This is a genomic window from Anoxybacillus sp. B2M1, assembly GCF_001634265.1.
GTDB lineage: Bacteria > Bacillota > Bacilli > Bacillales > Anoxybacillaceae > Anoxybacteroides > Anoxybacteroides rupiense.
In genome coordinates, this window is sequence record NZ_CP015435.1 from 1,327,220 (window position 1) to 1,343,048 (window position 15,829).

At 42.3% G+C, this 15,829-nt stretch carries 18 protein-coding genes and 1 other annotated feature (1 of these 19 only partly in view); all 18 genes read right to left on the bottom strand.

Annotated elements, in window-relative coordinates; translation table 11 throughout:
• Positions 1 to 176 (bottom strand) — a binding site (T-box leader) (it extends 42 nt beyond the left edge of the window).
• A 473-nt stretch (positions 177 to 649) separates the two neighbouring features.
• The 18 genes from GFC28_RS06355 to spoVE all read right to left on the bottom strand — a co-directional run bounded on the left by GFC28_RS06355 (position 650) and on the right by spoVE (position 15,800).
• Complete coding sequence (locus GFC28_RS06355; RefSeq protein ID WP_139788078.1) at positions 650 to 1,162, bottom strand: DivIVA domain-containing protein; 513 nt, start codon at positions 1,160 to 1,162, stop codon at positions 650 to 652.
• 317 nt (positions 1,163 to 1,479) lie between these two features.
• The gene (locus GFC28_RS06360) at positions 1,480 to 2,253 is read right to left on the bottom strand and encodes a YlmH family RNA-binding protein (protein ID WP_044746762.1); all 774 of its coding nucleotides are present in this window, start codon (positions 2,251 to 2,253) and stop codon (positions 1,480 to 1,482) included.
• A gap of 47 nt (positions 2,254 to 2,300) precedes the next feature.
• A complete protein-coding gene (locus GFC28_RS06365) occupies positions 2,301 to 2,570 on the bottom strand; it encodes a YggT family protein (RefSeq protein ID WP_044746577.1) in 270 nt (89 codons plus the stop codon).
• A 3-nt stretch (positions 2,571 to 2,573) separates the two neighbouring features.
• Positions 2,574 to 3,005, bottom strand: a complete 432-nt coding sequence (locus GFC28_RS06370) for a cell division protein SepF (protein WP_044746578.1) — start codon at positions 3,003 to 3,005, stop codon at positions 2,574 to 2,576.
• Positions 3,006 to 3,019: 14 nt separating this feature from the next.
• Positions 3,020 to 3,700: a YggS family pyridoxal phosphate-dependent enzyme gene (locus GFC28_RS06375; RefSeq protein WP_044746579.1), complete on the bottom strand. Its 681-nt coding sequence runs from the start codon at positions 3,698 to 3,700 to the stop codon at positions 3,020 to 3,022.
• A gap of 3 nt (positions 3,701 to 3,703) precedes the next feature.
• Entirely contained in the window at positions 3,704 to 4,516 is an 813-nt protein-coding gene (pgeF, locus tag GFC28_RS06380; RefSeq protein ID WP_044746580.1) for a peptidoglycan editing factor PgeF, read from the bottom strand.
• Between the two features lie 77 nt (positions 4,517 to 4,593).
• Positions 4,594 to 4,836 carry a YlmC/YmxH family sporulation protein gene (locus GFC28_RS06385; protein WP_044746581.1) on the bottom strand — a complete coding sequence of 81 codons (243 nt, stop codon included), beginning with the start codon at positions 4,834 to 4,836 and terminating at the stop codon, positions 4,594 to 4,596.
• Between the two features lie 584 nt (positions 4,837 to 5,420).
• Positions 5,421 to 6,200 (bottom strand): RNA polymerase sporulation sigma factor SigG, encoded by a 780-nt coding sequence (sigG, locus tag GFC28_RS06390; RefSeq protein ID WP_044746582.1) that lies wholly within the window; start codon positions 6,198 to 6,200, stop codon positions 5,421 to 5,423.
• 103 nt (positions 6,201 to 6,303) lie between these two features.
• Positions 6,304 to 7,023: an RNA polymerase sporulation sigma factor SigE gene (gene sigE, locus GFC28_RS06395; protein ID WP_044746583.1), complete on the bottom strand. Its 720-nt coding sequence runs from the start codon at positions 7,021 to 7,023 to the stop codon at positions 6,304 to 6,306.
• A 52-nt stretch (positions 7,024 to 7,075) separates the two neighbouring features.
• Entirely contained in the window at positions 7,076 to 8,002 is a 927-nt protein-coding gene (gene spoIIGA, locus GFC28_RS06400) for a sigma-E processing peptidase SpoIIGA (protein ID WP_044746584.1), read from the bottom strand.
• 380 nt (positions 8,003 to 8,382) lie between these two features.
• A complete protein-coding gene (gene ftsZ / locus GFC28_RS06405) occupies positions 8,383 to 9,519 on the bottom strand; it encodes a cell division protein FtsZ (protein ID WP_044746585.1) in 1,137 nt (378 codons plus the stop codon).
• A gap of 26 nt (positions 9,520 to 9,545) precedes the next feature.
• Positions 9,546 to 10,823: a cell division protein FtsA gene (ftsA, locus tag GFC28_RS06410; RefSeq protein WP_044746586.1), complete on the bottom strand. Its 1,278-nt coding sequence runs from the start codon at positions 10,821 to 10,823 to the stop codon at positions 9,546 to 9,548.
• A gap of 114 nt (positions 10,824 to 10,937) precedes the next feature.
• Entirely contained in the window at positions 10,938 to 11,291 is a 354-nt protein-coding gene (locus tag GFC28_RS06415) for a small basic family protein (protein WP_044746587.1), read from the bottom strand.
• Position 11,292: 1 nt separating this feature from the next.
• Positions 11,293 to 12,012, bottom strand: a complete 720-nt coding sequence (locus tag GFC28_RS06420; RefSeq protein WP_044746588.1) for a DUF881 domain-containing protein — start codon at positions 12,010 to 12,012, stop codon at positions 11,293 to 11,295.
• A 24-nt stretch (positions 12,013 to 12,036) separates the two neighbouring features.
• Positions 12,037 to 12,744: a DUF881 domain-containing protein gene (locus GFC28_RS06425; protein WP_044746763.1), complete on the bottom strand. Its 708-nt coding sequence runs from the start codon at positions 12,742 to 12,744 to the stop codon at positions 12,037 to 12,039.
• On the bottom strand, positions 12,725 to 13,564 hold the full coding sequence (locus tag GFC28_RS06430; protein ID WP_044746589.1) for a cell division protein FtsQ/DivIB: 840 nt from the start codon (positions 13,562 to 13,564) through the stop codon (positions 12,725 to 12,727). The genes GFC28_RS06425 and GFC28_RS06430 overlap by 20 nt, the downstream gene beginning before the upstream one ends.
• 77 nt (positions 13,565 to 13,641) lie before the next feature.
• On the bottom strand, positions 13,642 to 14,553 hold the full coding sequence (murB, locus tag GFC28_RS06435) for a UDP-N-acetylmuramate dehydrogenase (RefSeq protein ID WP_044746590.1): 912 nt from the start codon (positions 14,551 to 14,553) through the stop codon (positions 13,642 to 13,644).
• Positions 14,554 to 14,699: 146 nt separating this feature from the next.
• The gene (spoVE, locus tag GFC28_RS06440) at positions 14,700 to 15,800 is read right to left on the bottom strand and encodes a stage V sporulation protein E (protein ID WP_044746591.1); all 1,101 of its coding nucleotides are present in this window, start codon (positions 15,798 to 15,800) and stop codon (positions 14,700 to 14,702) included.
• Between the last annotated feature and the right edge of the window lie 29 nt (positions 15,801 to 15,829).

Consider the following 15,829-nt stretch of genomic DNA (forward strand, 5'->3'; position numbering starts at 1 on the left):
ATGTATGATAGCCCTCTTTACATTCGTAACGGGAATGACGCGCCATCGCTTACTCACAAATTCAGCGTGGGAACTCCAGGGTGATCTTCACTCTTTCGCTTATGCCGGGCTTCCACCGTCCCCAGCTCGCTACAATAAGCATATGAAAGAGCTACTGTCCCTTTCATCGTTGATCACAATATTGTATCTTATACTTGAATGGTCATCCATTCATACGCCTTCATTCAGCTGCACAGCTGGTGAACTACTCACCACTTAGCTAACGCTTGAAGTGGGAGCTTCTCAGTTCTACGACGAAAGAACCTTTCGTCTCCCTGAGCGTTACTTCGGGTCGTTCCAACCCTAGTCGGGGTTCTTTCGTGCCTTGGATATTTTACGCATGGAAGGCTTTGCTTGGTTTTCGCATGGGATTTTCTCCATGCCCCCCTAATATCCCGTTCACAAAGAACATGATATACATTTATTCTATCATGCGTTTTGGCTGACGCCCACCAAAATTCATCTCCCGCCTACTCACGGGGCTATGCCCTTCACGTTCCTTGAGGAGGGAGACTTCTTTCGGAAATCCGTTAAAAAGCACATTTGATCCTCTTTATAGATACACATGGTCAATAGTTATTTTGATTATATGCGAAAAGGACAAAATCCGTCAAGATTGGCTCAATTTTTCATGTTCTTCCACTTCAATTTCCTTGACCTCATACTCCATTAAATGGTCCCAATCTCCGTTGTTCAACATTTCAAGCTGGGCTTCCACGAGCATGCGAAAGCGCGTACGGAACACTTTGGATTGACGTTTAAGCTCTTCGATCTCCTGTGCAATCTTCCGCGATTTTGCAAGCGCTTCGCTAATGATGCGATCAGCGTTTTTTTCGGCTTCTTTGATGATAAGCTTAGCCTCTTTTTGCGCATTTCGCTTCACTTCTTCCGCCGTTTCCTGGGCAATCAAAATAGATTTATTAAGCGTTTCTTCAATATTCGTAAAGTAATTAAGCTTTTCCGTTAATTCAGATACCTTTTCCTCGAGCTGCTTTTTTTCACGAATAATCATTTCATAGTCTTTAATGACTTGATCTAAAAACTCGTTTACTTCGTTTTCATCATACCCGCGGAATCCTTTGCTGAATTCTTTATTATGAATATCTAATGGCGTTAAAGGCACGAATGCCACCTCCGTCTGCATAATTCCTTATATTTACTCGCAGTGCTAGATCCAATCGATTCACTTATGATGTGATGTATACTAGATGAACGAACGGTACCTATCAAATCTCACGACCAGAAGGCAAGTTGATTCCTTGCCTCGATTACGCTTGGCGTGATCGCGCCGACCGTCGAAAGCGGATCATCGCCTGCTCACACAGGAACAAATGTTGAGCGATCGAGTGATATCGATCATCGTTGCATGTAATGTCCAACTAGCACCACAGGTTATATTTCATTTTCGACACATTTCGGCGATTTCCTGCAATTGCTTCATTATTTTTGCATTCCCACTTGAATGCGCCATCGTTCTTTTTTTGTTTTTCCATCGATTGCAATCATTTTAAGACGTCCGAATCCACGGGCAGACAAAACATCGCCTTCCCTGCATTCCCAATGCGCTTGATCCACTGTTTTCCAATTCACCTTTACAAGACCGTTTTCAATGAGCGATTGAATTTTTTGTCTGGATACACCAAAGGCCTGCGCTAATATAGCATCGAGCCGCAGCGATGAAGCCGTTATAGATGCTTCCTTCCACTGTTCTTCTAAAGCAATGATTTGGGTGAATGGTTTTTCCTTAAGAGAAATTTTCGTGCCCCCGATCATATGCAAATGAAGGCGAACATAGTCAGCGATTTCCGATGCGGCAATAAATTGAAGATCGCCGTTTTTCATTAAAATATCGCCGAATTTCCCTCGCTTTAATCCAAGAGACATCAGGGATCCAAGCACTTGCCGATGCTCCAGCGATACAAACTTGCTCGGATAGCCTATGGAAAATAGAGTAAGCGCAAAATCCTCCTCCCCCGACTGAAAGTATGGGGGATATAAAAGGCCTCTTTTTCTTTCAGTAAATGGCGCTCCTCCAAAAAAAGACAGCTTCACATCTTCATCGCTTCCAATCACCATCCGAACGATTTCTTGTTCGCGCGGATCAAGAAAATCGGTTAGCTTTGGACAATAGTGATTTTTGACAAACTCTTTCCATTCCAGCACTTGATCGATAAAATGATGCTCTTCTTTGCGGAAATGCTGATATAAATTCATCATCCTGACACCTTCTCATAAAGAAGGGAACCCTTATGATGGATTCCCTACACTAAATGTAGCATATTAAACAGAGCATGCAAGCCTCTCGTTGCAAAATTTAACACTAAAAACGCAGCAATAGGCGAGATATCAATCATTCCAATAGGTGGAATAATGCGGCGAAACGGTTCTAAATATGGCTCGCAAATCGTCGCTAAAAGCCGGCCGATCTTTGTATCGCGAGCATTTGGAAACCACGACATTAAAATGTACACAATTAATGCGTACGAATAGATATCGATGAGCGTTGTTAAAAACCAAAGCAAGCTATACATAAACTACCACCTTTTCATCGATGTTTCATCTTCAGAAACAGCAGAGATTGAGCCGGTTACATCTACATTGTCAGGGGTGCATAAAAAAATTCTCGTTCCCACCTGCTGAATGTCTCCGCCGATCGCATAAACGGTACCACTTAAAAAATCAACAATTCGCTTCGCTTGGTCATGCTGAATTCGCTGCAAATTAACCACAACAGCGCGACGGTTTTTTAAATGATCAGCAATTTCCTGCGCCTCAGCATAAGCTCTTGGTTCAATCAACACAACCTTGGATGATTTTTGCACGCTTTGTAGGCTGACGATATTTTGCTTCGCCGTTCCTTTCCCGGCAGGTTGAGGATTTAGCTCCTCCTCTTCCTCATATTCTTCTTCATATTCCTCATAATCTTCTTCTAAAAAATAGTCTTTAAATTTCTTTAGTAAACCCATCTCTCTGCACCTCCTTATTGTTCCTTTCCAACAAGCGATGTTCCCAAACGAATAAATGTCGCTCCTTCTTCAATTGCAATCATGTAATCATTGGACATTCCCATTGACAGTTCCGTGCACGGAGCGTTTGGAATCCCCAATGCTTGTACACGCTGTTGCAACAGCTTCAATTGCCGAAAGCATTGACGCAAAAACGGCTCATCATCCGTGTACGGAGCCATTGTCATCAATCCAACAACCTCGATGTTCGAAAAGCTGCGCAATTGTTCGATAAACGGAAGCACTTCGTCCTTAGACAGCCCATGCTTTGTTGCTTCTCCCGAAACATTCACCTGCACAAAGCATTTGACCGGCTGAAGGGCCCGCTTCTCAATTTCACGGGCAAGAGAAAGGCGATCCAGTGAATGGATATAGTCTACTTTATCGATAATAGCTTTTACTTTGCGAGATTGCAATGTTCCAATAAAATGCCAAGTCGCTTTTTGCCCAATGGCTTCATACTTTTGCAGCAGACCATCATCACGGTTTTCTCCTAAATCGGTTATGCCAGCTGTCAGCGCTTCTTTCGCTCGTTCAATGCTCACATACTTTGTTACCGCGATGATTCGGATGGAGGCGGGATCACGATTCACTCGTTTGCATGCTGTTTCAATGTTAGCGCGGATTATGGCTGCGTTGTTGCGAACAGACTCCATGCACTATTCCTCCTTCCTGACGATAAATGCCATCATTCTTCCAGTTTGTCCATTGTCACGTCGATGGGAAAAAAATAAATCCTCGGCACAGCTTGTGCAATAATCGGACACTTGAATATTGGAAGCAAGTACTCCCTCTTTTATAAGCAATAGCCGATTTAGCTCTTTTAAATCAAGAGCATATTGTCCTAGACTGACTTCTCGATAAGGAAGATCTCTTTTTTCCCCTAACGCATTTTGTGCAGCATTCAACACGCGGTCATCTACAATGTAACAGCAGGAACCGATGGCTGGTCCAATCGCTACCATGATTTCCTGAAGCGGAATATGCTCACGCTCGCACCAAAGACGAACCATTTTGCCGGCGATATTTTTTACGGTTCCTTTCCATCCCGCATGGGCAACGCCGACCAGCCCATAATTCGGTGCGGCAAAATAAAGTGGAACACAGTCAGCAAAGCAGAGAGCCAATAATAACTCCGCTTCGTTCGTATACAACCCGTCCGTCTGAGCAAGCGCTGTTTCCATATCCACTGCTCCTTTTCCGGCATCCTGCTTTGTTATTTTGGCAATATGTGAGTCATGCGTTTGCTCGCAGCATATCCATCTTGCTAGCGGAATTTGCAAAAGCTCTGACAGCTTTTGTCGATTGCGTACAACAGCAGGCTGAACATCTCCGACATGCAAACCAAGATTGAAGGTCGCAAACGGCTGCTGGCTGAACCCCCCTTGTTTGGTCGTAAAACCTGCCAGCACGTTCTGCCATTCTGTCAACATCAGCAATTCTTCGCCATCTTGATGAAAAATTTCTGGCATGAGTGTCATCCTCTTTGTAGATTTTTATCACTTTTTTTCCTATTTTATCATAGTTTGCTTATAGATGATAACCTTATTTATTCACTTTCGTTTAAACGGACTAAAATAACGTCGGCTCCGATCTTAACAATATTTTGCCACGGAATGACCGTTTCCGCCTCGCGGCCGAATAACCCGAGCACTTTGCCTGATCCCAAAATAATCAGTGCATTAATTTGTCCTGTCTGTAAGTTGATATCAATATCACCGATATTCCCTAACTTTTTTCCATTTGCGACATTCACAACATCTTTTGTTTGAAACTCAGAAATTTTGATCATATGAGTCCCCCGCTTTCATCATCTCTATAGATTGCCAACTCGGTATGAACAGGCTGATCCGAACCATCCATATTTTTTGATCGTGAAAAAACGGTCATGCTGCTCCTGCCCATCAGCGAAAATTTCTTGTGGTTTTTCTACAAACTTCCTACCATCAAAAAGGCGAACCCTGAAAAAACAAACTTCATCATATATAAATACAACTTAACCCCCATGTAACCAGTGAAGCATGATGCAAAAATAGAGGTCTCAACAGCTTGAGCAGGTGATCATCGGATTTTACCAACAATCGGGCGACTGGTTTTTACACATCCGTTCGCATTTATGCACCGTAAGGACAATAACGGAATCTGCCACGAGTAATTGAAAGATTGGAACTGTTCAATCAAGAAAAGAGAATGGGCAATGTTTCGCAGGTCGGGAGTAAATATAATATTTTGTCTTTGCCGTACGAACGTATAAACCAATGCCCTCACATGAACTCCCCATCCATATAAATGATGAAGCCACATCATACACTATTATATATGATATGATGGCTCCTAGCTTTCCGAAAAAAAGAGCTGTTCTAAAATGAACAGCCCTTATACTTGAATATTTTTATTCATTTGACGAATCGCAGCTTTTTCCAATCTCGATACTTGTGCTTGTGAAATACCGATCTCTTCGGCCACTTCCATTTGCGTTTTTCCTTGGAAAAACCGTTTGCGAATAATCATTTTTTCCCGTTCATTCAAACGGCGCAGCCCTTCTTTTAATGCAATTTCCTCAATCCATTGGCTGTCGCGATTTTTTTCATCGCTTAGTTGATCCATGACATAAATAGGGTCGCCCCCATCATTATAAATCGGTTCAAATAAGGAAACCGGATCTTGAATCGCATCTAAAGCAAATACAACCTCTTCATGAGAAACCCCAAGGACATTGGCGATTTCCTCAGCTGTCGGTTCCTTTAGCGTCTCCCCTATTAATTTTTCACGCACTTGAAGCGCTTTATACGCAATGTCGCGCAACGAACGAGATACGCGAATCGGATTATTGTCGCGTAAATAGCGACGAATTTCCCCAATAATCATCGGAACCGCATACGTTGAAAATCTCACATTTTGACTTAAATCAAAATTATCAATCGATTTCATAAGACCGATGCAACCGACTTGAAACAAATCGTCCACAAACTCTCCACGGTTATTAAAACGCTGAATAACGCTGAGGACAAGACGCAAATTCCCATTCACAAGCTTCTCTCTTGCCTCTAAGTCCCCTTCATGCATCTTTTTAAACAGTTCTCTCATTTCCTCGTTTTTTAGTACCGGAAGCTTTGATGTATCTACACCACAAATTTCTACTTTGTTTCTTGTCAAGTCTTTCCCTCCTATCAGGAGATGCTGTCATTGTTCAGTATCTCCTTAGGAAGAAAAAATATGCACATGTCCCATTAAGGAAAAATGGGACATGTGCAATTTTTTACATCATCTTATTGAATTCCTTGCGCAATCGCTTAATAATTCGCTTTTCGAGACGTGATATGTAAGACTGTGAGATGCCAAGTAAATCGGCTACATCTTTTTGTGTTTTTTCTTCTCCGCCAGAAAGACCAAAGCGAAGCTCCATAATTTGTTTTTCACGATCACTTAACTGACGGAGTGCATTTAATAAAAGATGGCGATCCACATCTGCTTCTAAATCTTTTGTAATCACATCTTCTTCTGTTCCAAGTACGTCAGACAATAACAGCTCGTTTCCATCCCAATCAATGTTCAGCGGCTCGTCAAATGATACTTCTGATCTCACCTTATTATTGCGTCGCAAATACATGAGGATTTCATTTTCAATGCATCGCGAAGCATAAGTGGCTAACTTAATCTTTTTTTCAGGATTAAATGTATTGACCGCTTTAATGAGTCCAATAGTCCCAATGCTAATTAAATCTTCAATATTGATTCCTGTATTTTCAAATTTTCGCGCAATATAAACGACTAAGCGCAGATTTCTTTCAATCAGCAGCGATCGAGCCGTTTCATCCCCTAAGGAAAGCTTTTGCAGCAATTCCTCTTCCTCTTCTTTCGTGAGTGGTGGCGGTAGCGCTTCACTTCCTCCAATATAATAAATTTCATCGGTCTTGATTCCGAGTTTGATCAGCAACTTATACCATAAATGCAGAATTCGAAGTTTCCATCGTTTCATAAAAAATCCCCCTTCTAATTTAGATAAAGATGCGTATGATATAGTAACAACCCTATGAAGCGGTTAACCGTTTGCCCGCTTGAATCATTTTCGGATGCACAATGCATTGATATTCCCCGTCCGTCGATAAGCTTGCTTCATTTAAACCAACCAATCCCTTCGACACTCGAATCCATTGTGCTTCATAGCGAATCATGATTTCATCTGGCTTAATAGCTAATAAAAATCTCTGCTCTTTTCCAATTACACGATAAGGAATGATTCGCAAGCGATTGGACCATTTTTCAAACATGGGATCATTTAACCATTGAAAATCGTCTTGTCGTTTAAATTGCTCAAGGATAAGCGGCGGCAATACATCTTTCATTTCATGGATACAGGTAATCATCACAGGCGTTTTTGTGATGGGATCATACAATTGATTTCCACTGTCAATAAGCCCCTTCAGTGAAAGTGAAACATCATCAAAGATAAGCACAACATCCACAATGCTATCAAAACGTATTTTTTTCTCACGAATTCCGGCAATCCTCAAATGGGAAAACAACCATAAAAGCGGAAAGCCAACCAATACAAATAACCAGCTAACAGGATCTCCCGTTCCAAGCGAGTAGGTGGAGAGCATCCCTGTGGCCACCTGGATCTCATCTTGCAGAAAATAGTGAACAGCAATCATCCCTCCCCCAACCATAAAAGTAGCGAAATAAAACGTAAATAAATTCTCGAAAAAATATCGAAACCGTTTAAAACCAAATGATATCCAAACGATGACCAACGAGAACATTAACTTGCCAATCGGTGTTTGTACATACGAAGAAAACGGTGTAAACATTAAAATCACAAGAAGTGATCCGATGAAAGCCCCTGCAACTATCCTCCACCATACGGCACTTCTTTTCAGGATAATCGCTGTTAACCAGAGCAGCAATCCGTCAAAACAAAAATTTAATAACCAAATAACATCCAAATAAACGGTCAATCAGCTAGCCTCCTTTTACAAGGAACACGACAATCAATCTGAAAATAGTATATAGTACATCTTACTGGAAAGTCTGTCAATTTATGATGGTGAAAAAGTGAATTTTTTGTCAAAGGAAAACGAATAGCAGATCGAGAAAGCGCCGTAGGATTAACTTCATATAGGCATGAACACCTGTCTAAACCTTATTACTTTGTCATAACATAAAAAATTAAGATCTTCCGCCTAATGCCCAAGTGATATTCATATGTTCACAGAAAAGCAAAAAGAGCATGAAACAGTGTTCATGCTCTTTTGTGAAGCTATATTTTGGCTTATTTTCTTTTTGCTTCAATTGAATGGGCAAGAATGAAAAAGAACGTTCCTACCCTTTTGCATTTTTAGCGGCGACGGTTGCGATTGCGCAGAAAAGCAGGGATATCAAGCGGATCTTCCACCTGTGAAGAGCGAAGCGAACCATAGTCTTGCACGGGCTCTTCACGTTTTTCACGCTTAACGGTCGTTGTCGCTTTTGGAGCGGTGCCAAAACCAGCGCGAACCGGACGAGAAGATGATGGTGTTTCGCTTTCATTGAACCCAGTGGCAATGACCGTCACGACAATTTCATCCTTTAAGTTTTCATTAATAACAGAACCGAAGATCATGTTTACTTCCTGATCGGAAGCCGAAGCCACAATATCCGCTGCTTCTTGCACTTCATATAGACTTAAGTTCGTGCCGCCAGTAATATTCATAAGCACTCCTTGCGCTCCGTCAATCGACGTTTCAAGAAGCGGACTTGAGATCGCTTTTTTGGCGGCTTCAGCCGCACGATTTTCACCGCTAGCGATACCGATTCCCATCAAGGCTGAACCTTTATTGGACATAATGGTTTTCACATCGGCAAAGTCAAGGTTAATTAAACCAGGAACGGCAATTAAGTCAGAAATGCCTTGCACCCCTTGCCGGAGCACGTTGTCTGCTTCACGGAACGCTTCAAGCATCGGCGTATTCTTATCCACGATTTCAAGCAGGCGGTCATTTGGAATCACGATAAGGGTGTCGACTGCTTCCTTCATGGCCGCAATTCCATTAGCAGCTTGCATAGCCCGCTTTCTTCCTTCAAATGTGAAAGGACGTGTAACAACGCCAACTGTCAACGCTCCTAGCTCCTTAGCAATTTGGGCGATGACTGGGGCAGCCCCTGTTCCTGTACCGCCCCCCATTCCTGCGGTTACAAATACCATATCGGCTCCTTTTAGAGCTTCTTCAATTTGTTCTTTGCTTTCCTCTGCTGCTTTTTTTCCCACTTCCGGGTTTGCCCCCGCACCTAATCCGCGCGTCAGTTTTGCACCGATTTGCAGCTTAGTAGGAGCTTTCGATAAATTAAGCGCTTGTGCATCGGTGTTGACTGCGATAAACTCTACACCTTGTACGCCATGTTCAATCATCCGATTTACAGCGTTGTTTCCGCCGCCGCCAACACCGATGACCTTAATAGTTGCTAACTGATCAACAGTAGTATCAAACTCCAACATGACAAATCCTCCTAATAATTCGATCTCTACTCAAAGAAATAACCGAAAAACTTTTTCATTTTTTGTCCTAAATTTTCATCTTTACTTTTTTGTTTTGCTTTAGAAGGCTGTTGTTTAGGAAGCCGTTTTTCTGGCGTTTCCACCGTTGCAGCCACCGGAACTCCTCGTCCTTGCAGCTTGGCATGCCGATAAGCAAATTTAATCAATCCTACTCCCGTTGTATACTGCGGATCGCGCACGCCGATATAATCAGGAATCGCGATGCGTACACTATTCCCCAGCATGTCCTGGGCCAGTTCTAAAATTCCCGGCATGTTGGCGACTCCACCTGTCAAAACATAGCCGCCTGGCAAATCGCGAAAGCCTAGCTTACGAGTTTCTTGGAATATAAGCTGAAAAATTTCTTCAAGCCTCGCTTCAATAATATCAGCAACATCAAGCTGAGTAAACTGTTGATGCTGATCCGTGCCGATGATTGGGACACTGAAAATCTCTTCTTCTGAGGCGAGATCATAAAAAGCATGTCCATGTTTAAGCTTAATTTTTTCGGCATCTTCTGTCGAAGTTCTAAGACCGATCGAAATATCTTTTGTAATATGGTCGCCTCCAACAGGAAGAACAGCGGTTGCCCGTAAAAACCCTTGCTCAAAAATAGCGACGGTTGTGGAGCCGCCACCGATGTCTACTAAAGCGACACCCAAATTTTTCTCATCCTTTGATAAGGCAAGCGAACCAGCCGCCAACGGCTGCAAACAAATATCACTTATTTCCAAGCCTGCTCTCTCCACACAACGAAGCAGGTTATGTAATACTGTTTTGGCTCCCGTAATCATCGTTCCTTCCATTTCAAGACGCACCCCGATCATCCCACGAGGATCGCTAATCCCATCAAGACCATCGACTATAAACTGCTTCGGGATGACACCGATGATTTCTCGATCTGGAGGAATCGAGACCACTTGGGCAGAGTCAATGACACGAGCTACATCTTCATCCGTAATTTCCCGGTTTTCACTGGAAACAGCGACAATGCCATGACAATCTTGCAGCTGCACATGGTTGCCGTTGACCCCGACAACGACCCTGTTGATTGTTAACCCAATCATTCGTTCTGCTTGATCAATTGCCCGCTTAATTGAATGTACGGTTTCATCTATATCAACAATGGAACCTTTTTTGAGCCCCTCAGATTTCACATTTCCAACGCCAATGATATTCAATGATTCATTTAGCATTTCTCCAATAATAACCTTAACACTGGATGTACCGATGTCAAGACTAACAACGATTTCATTGCTGTTCATTCTTTGGCACCTCCTTTAACAACTAACATATCGACGAATTGAACAGCTGGCAACAAGTTTTGTTTCATATATTCAACATATCAAGAAGCATTCCCTTTCATTAAAGTGAACTTTTTAGGATTTTTCTCGTTTTTCCATCCATTTTGCGAGCCAAATTCGGCGAATGACAGCGATGTTTTGAAACAATCGAACCCCAAAAGCAAACACAGCTGCTAAATACAAGTCTACACCAAGATAAACACCGAGAAAAGCTAAACTTGCGGCTAAAATAATATTAAAAAAGAAACCTGTAAAAAAAACATTTTCATCATATACATTTTGCAAATGAGCGCGAATGCCGCCAATGAGTGTATCAAAGGATGCGAGAATGGCAATCGATAAATAATTTGCGTATTCAGCAGGAATGCGCCAATCGGTTGAAAATCCTAACACAATCCCAATAATGAAGCCGATGACCGGAAGCCACATGCTATTTTTCCTCCTTTTCGGCTTTTACTGTTTGCATATAGCGAACGCGCCATTGTCCGTTATATTTAGGAATAGAGACTGCTGGCATCGGCTCTGAAACAGTAATTTGCAAATTTTCTGTAACAAAATCATCATAAATGGTGGATACTTTTAGATGATTGTATAGCGTCGTCACATCATCGGAAATCACCTTCACCTGTATTGGCAATGAAGAAATGGATTTCTTTCCAATCTTCGTTACACCGTTTACTTCACGAATTGCCGTTGTATTGGCAAGACGCTCATCAGCAACAGCAATCTCCTTGGCGCCGTACATATTCAACTCATTGATCAGCCTCTTTAACAGCTCTGGAGAAATCGTGTATGTAATAGGCCCCACATAATCTTCCGGATAAAACGGTTCGATTGTCAAAACGACTCCTGGACCCGTCGTCTCCGTCAATCCCGCCTCTTTCCTTAGTTCCTCCACCGTTTCTTGAAGCGTAGCTGCTTGGTTTCCGGCAGGATTTTGCAGGTAATTTTGAATTTTTTCATCATTGCGGCGAATTTCTAGTAAAAGCTGTTGCTCCAGCTGCTGCTCCTTTTTTAAATCTTGACGCAGCTGCCAAATATCCCGCGTATCGCGCACAGCAGGTTGCTTAGTTGTTTGCACCTGAATCGCAAGCATAAACCCGATAATCGCCATAATCACTGTAAAATGAACCAGCTTTTTTCGTACCAACGCGCTTCACCAAACTTTCTATTTTTACTCACGGTTTGTATGAAAAATCGGATCTAGTGTGATATCATCCTTTTGCTGAATATCAACAACAACATGGTCCCCTGTTAATTGATCCTTCACACCTCCGGCAATAGTAAGCGCTGAGGCAAGCACGTTGGAGTCGCCAATCGCAGAAATGGTAAAGGGAGCTGAATGCTGTGTCCCATCTACTTCAATAACAGGACCGGTGCAAACAATATAGGAGCGGTGTGAAATCCGTTGCCCGTTGATGGCAATCGCCTCTGCCCCAGAGATGAGCAGTTCATGCACTACTTTTAATACATGTTGCTCATGAACGATGTAGTTGGTCGCGCTTTGTTCGCTTGGAATATAAGAAGCATCTGAAAGCGTGACTTCAACCCCAGCTCCTCTGACCTTCACTTTTCCGATGTACATCCGCAATTGTTCTGCTTCTGTTGCTAAATCGCTGTATGCCTTTTTTTTATCGGCAAGTGAAGCCTCCATTTTCCGCACTTTTTCCTGCTTGCTCATCAGTTCTGCTTTCAGCTTTTGGTTTTCTTTTTGCGATTGAATCAGCAATTGTCTGTATTCATATTCCTTATTCCATTGCTTATCAGTGATCGTCCGTTTTTCAACACGACTTTTTGTATATTCGTAGGAAAAGGAAAGCATAAACCCTAAAACAAGACAGACCAAGGAAAGGATGACATAATTACCGCGCACTACTTTCATTGTCATCGTCATCCTCCTTTTTTGGTTGATCATAAGCTTTAAAGTAGTTGCTGACCTCTAAATGAATTACACCTTTTACATTCGGATCAAGCTTCTTAACAATCTCAGGATAAAGAAGCATTTTTTCCGCAAAATTTTTGACACTCGCACTTACCTCGAATCCGTCATTCATATAAACGGTAATGTGATAGCGATCTTCATCGCTCGGCGCATAGTGGATTTCAGAAATAGCGCTTAATATGTATGGAGGCAGTTTGGCTAGCTGACCTGCCATGTCTTGAATGTCTTCTCCTCTTTTCCAATCCACTAAAATTGGGGCATCGCTTAATACCGTTTTTGGAGCATTTTTCATTAAAATTTGACCGTTCTCAAGAAGGGGAAAGAACGTCTGTTTATGTTCAATGTAAGCAACCCGTCTGCGTTCTTTTATGTAAAGTACAATTGTATTGGGGAATTTTTTTTGCATTTCTACTTGTTTGATTTCCGGATGCTCTTCAATCGCCTGTTTAATTTTCTCTTCTTTTACTTTCCAAAAGCTTGTCCCATTCGCTAAACCGCTCAGTTGAATAATTTTTTCACTTGAAATATGTTGATTTCCTTTTATTTCAATATGCTTGACATAGCTTAACGGTGATTGAAAATAAACAATACATAAAATAAGCATAAAAAAGAAGACAATGTAAATGGTTAATCGGCGATTGACTTTTTGCCTGCGCCGCTGCTTTAGTTTAGGAACACGTTCTTCGAGAACGACGACTTTACCTTTTTCCAATTTGCTCACCGCTTTCTGACACTTACAAAACAATAAAACAAACGGCATTTGTCTATGCCGTTAGTTTTTGAAGCAAATCTGTTTTTATTATAGCACAATATTGGAAAATAAGGTGATCTAATTTTCTAGGACTTACGACCAATAATCTCCACTTCTGTCTTCATTTCGATGCCGTATAGCTGCTGAATCGTCTTTTTCACATGAGCAATCAAATCCAATACGTCTTGAGCTTTCGCATTCCCGGCATTTACAATAAAGTTTCCATGCTGCTCAGAAATTTTGGCGCCACCGATCGCATATCCTTTTAATCCCGCTTTTTCAATCAACTGGCCCGCATAATGTGGGAGAGGATTCCGAAAAATGCTTCCAGCACACGGATAATCCCACGGTTGCGTCTCGCGGCGGTAGTCTTTATTTTTTTGCATTTTCGCTACAATGCTTTCCCTTTCTCCCTTTTTCAATTCTAATACCGCTGCAATACAAATTCCAGGGCGCTTCTTTTGCAAAACGGAGGTTCGATAAGAAAACTCCATTTCTTCTTTACTTAACCATTCAATCGTTCCATCAGGAAACAAAACCTGTGCCTTTTGCAAAATATGCGACATATCCGAGCCGTGCGCCCCCGCATTCATATAAACAGCACCGCCGACTGAACCAGGAATTCCCCCAGCAAACTCTAAGCCTGATAACCCTTGCCTGCTGACGGTCGTTGCCAATTTAATTAAAGAATAGCCCCCGCCAACGGTTACTTCCTCTTCATGAATGGTCAGCTCAGCAATCCCGTCTCCTAATTTAATGACAACACCTTCAATCCCTTCATCCGCTACAAGCAAGTTAGAGCCACGTCCAATCACTCGCCAATTCACATGATGCTTTCGAATAATTTCCATTACTTTTTTTAGGCTTTCGATGCTGTCTGGCTCTACAAACACATCAGCTGGCCCGCCAATTCGAATCGTTGTGTGGCGGGCAAGCGGCTCCTTTTCTCTCACTTTTCCAATATTCGCTTGAGTGAATTCTTTGATGAGCTGTTCCACGGATTTCCTCCCCTTTCCTGTATTTCTTGTTGTCCTGATGATGGATCATCATGATCTTTTTTCCTGTCCACTACTGTCCACAAACAAAACGAGAGGGGCCGCCTCCCTAAGAAATTAGCTTAGAGAACCTCCCCTTTTCTCGTTCATTAATATCGGGCATGTTTACTGATATTCAACAAAACTCCAATCGCCATCAGCATCAAAGTCAGCGACGAGCCGCCGTAGCTTAAAAATGGCAAGGTAATTCCCGTTACTGGCATCAGTCCTGTTACTACCCCGATATTAATCATCACTTGAATCGCGATCATCGAAATAATTCCGATCGCTAAAAAAGTTCCATATAAATCAGGAGCTCCAAAAGCGATGCGCACTCCTCTCCAAAGGAGCAAGCTAAACAATAACAGCACGAGTGAACCGCCAATAAATCCTAGTTCCTCCGCCAAAATCGCAAAAATAAAATCGGTTTGCGGTTCAGGTAAGTAAAAAAACTTTTGCCTGCTTTGTCCTAGTCCTAACCCTAGCAGTCCACCCGGCCCAATCGCATAGAGCGACTGAATCATTTGAAAGCCGCTGCCAAGCGGATCTTCCCAAGGATTTAAAAAGGAAGTGATTCGTTTGATTCGATAAGGAGCCGATAAAACAAGACCAGCAAAGCCAGCCAAGCCGATCATTCCAAGGCCGACAAAATGGCTGATGCGAGCTCCAGCAACGAAAATCATCGTAATACAAGTACCGACCATCACCGTTCCTGTTCCTAAATCGGGCTGCAACATAATCATGCCAAATGCTGAAAAGACAAGGGCTAAAGCAGGGAGCAATCCTTTTTTAAATAATGTAATCTTTTTTTGATTTTCGGACAAATACTTGGCCAAGAAGGCTGCCATCGCCAGTTTCATAAATTCAGATGGCTGAATGGAAAATGCCCCTACACCAATCCAGCTGCGCGAGCCATTGCGCACTACTCCAACTCCTGGAATCAGCACAAGCACAAGCATCACAAAACAAATAATCAGCAAAACTTTTGACCAGTCACGCCAGACCCAATAATCGACATTCATAATAAAAAACATCGCTGCAATTCCCACACAAGCAAATAACAGCTGGCGCTTAGCAAAGAAAAAAGAATCGTGAAACTTATATTCTGCCCATACAGCGCTGGCACTATAAACCATGATTAGCCCGATTGCTAGCAGCAGAAACGTCAGCAATAGAAGTAAAAAATCAGGCGCAGACTTTTTTTGAGACACTGCCCAACACCTCAGCTTTTATGAACGGT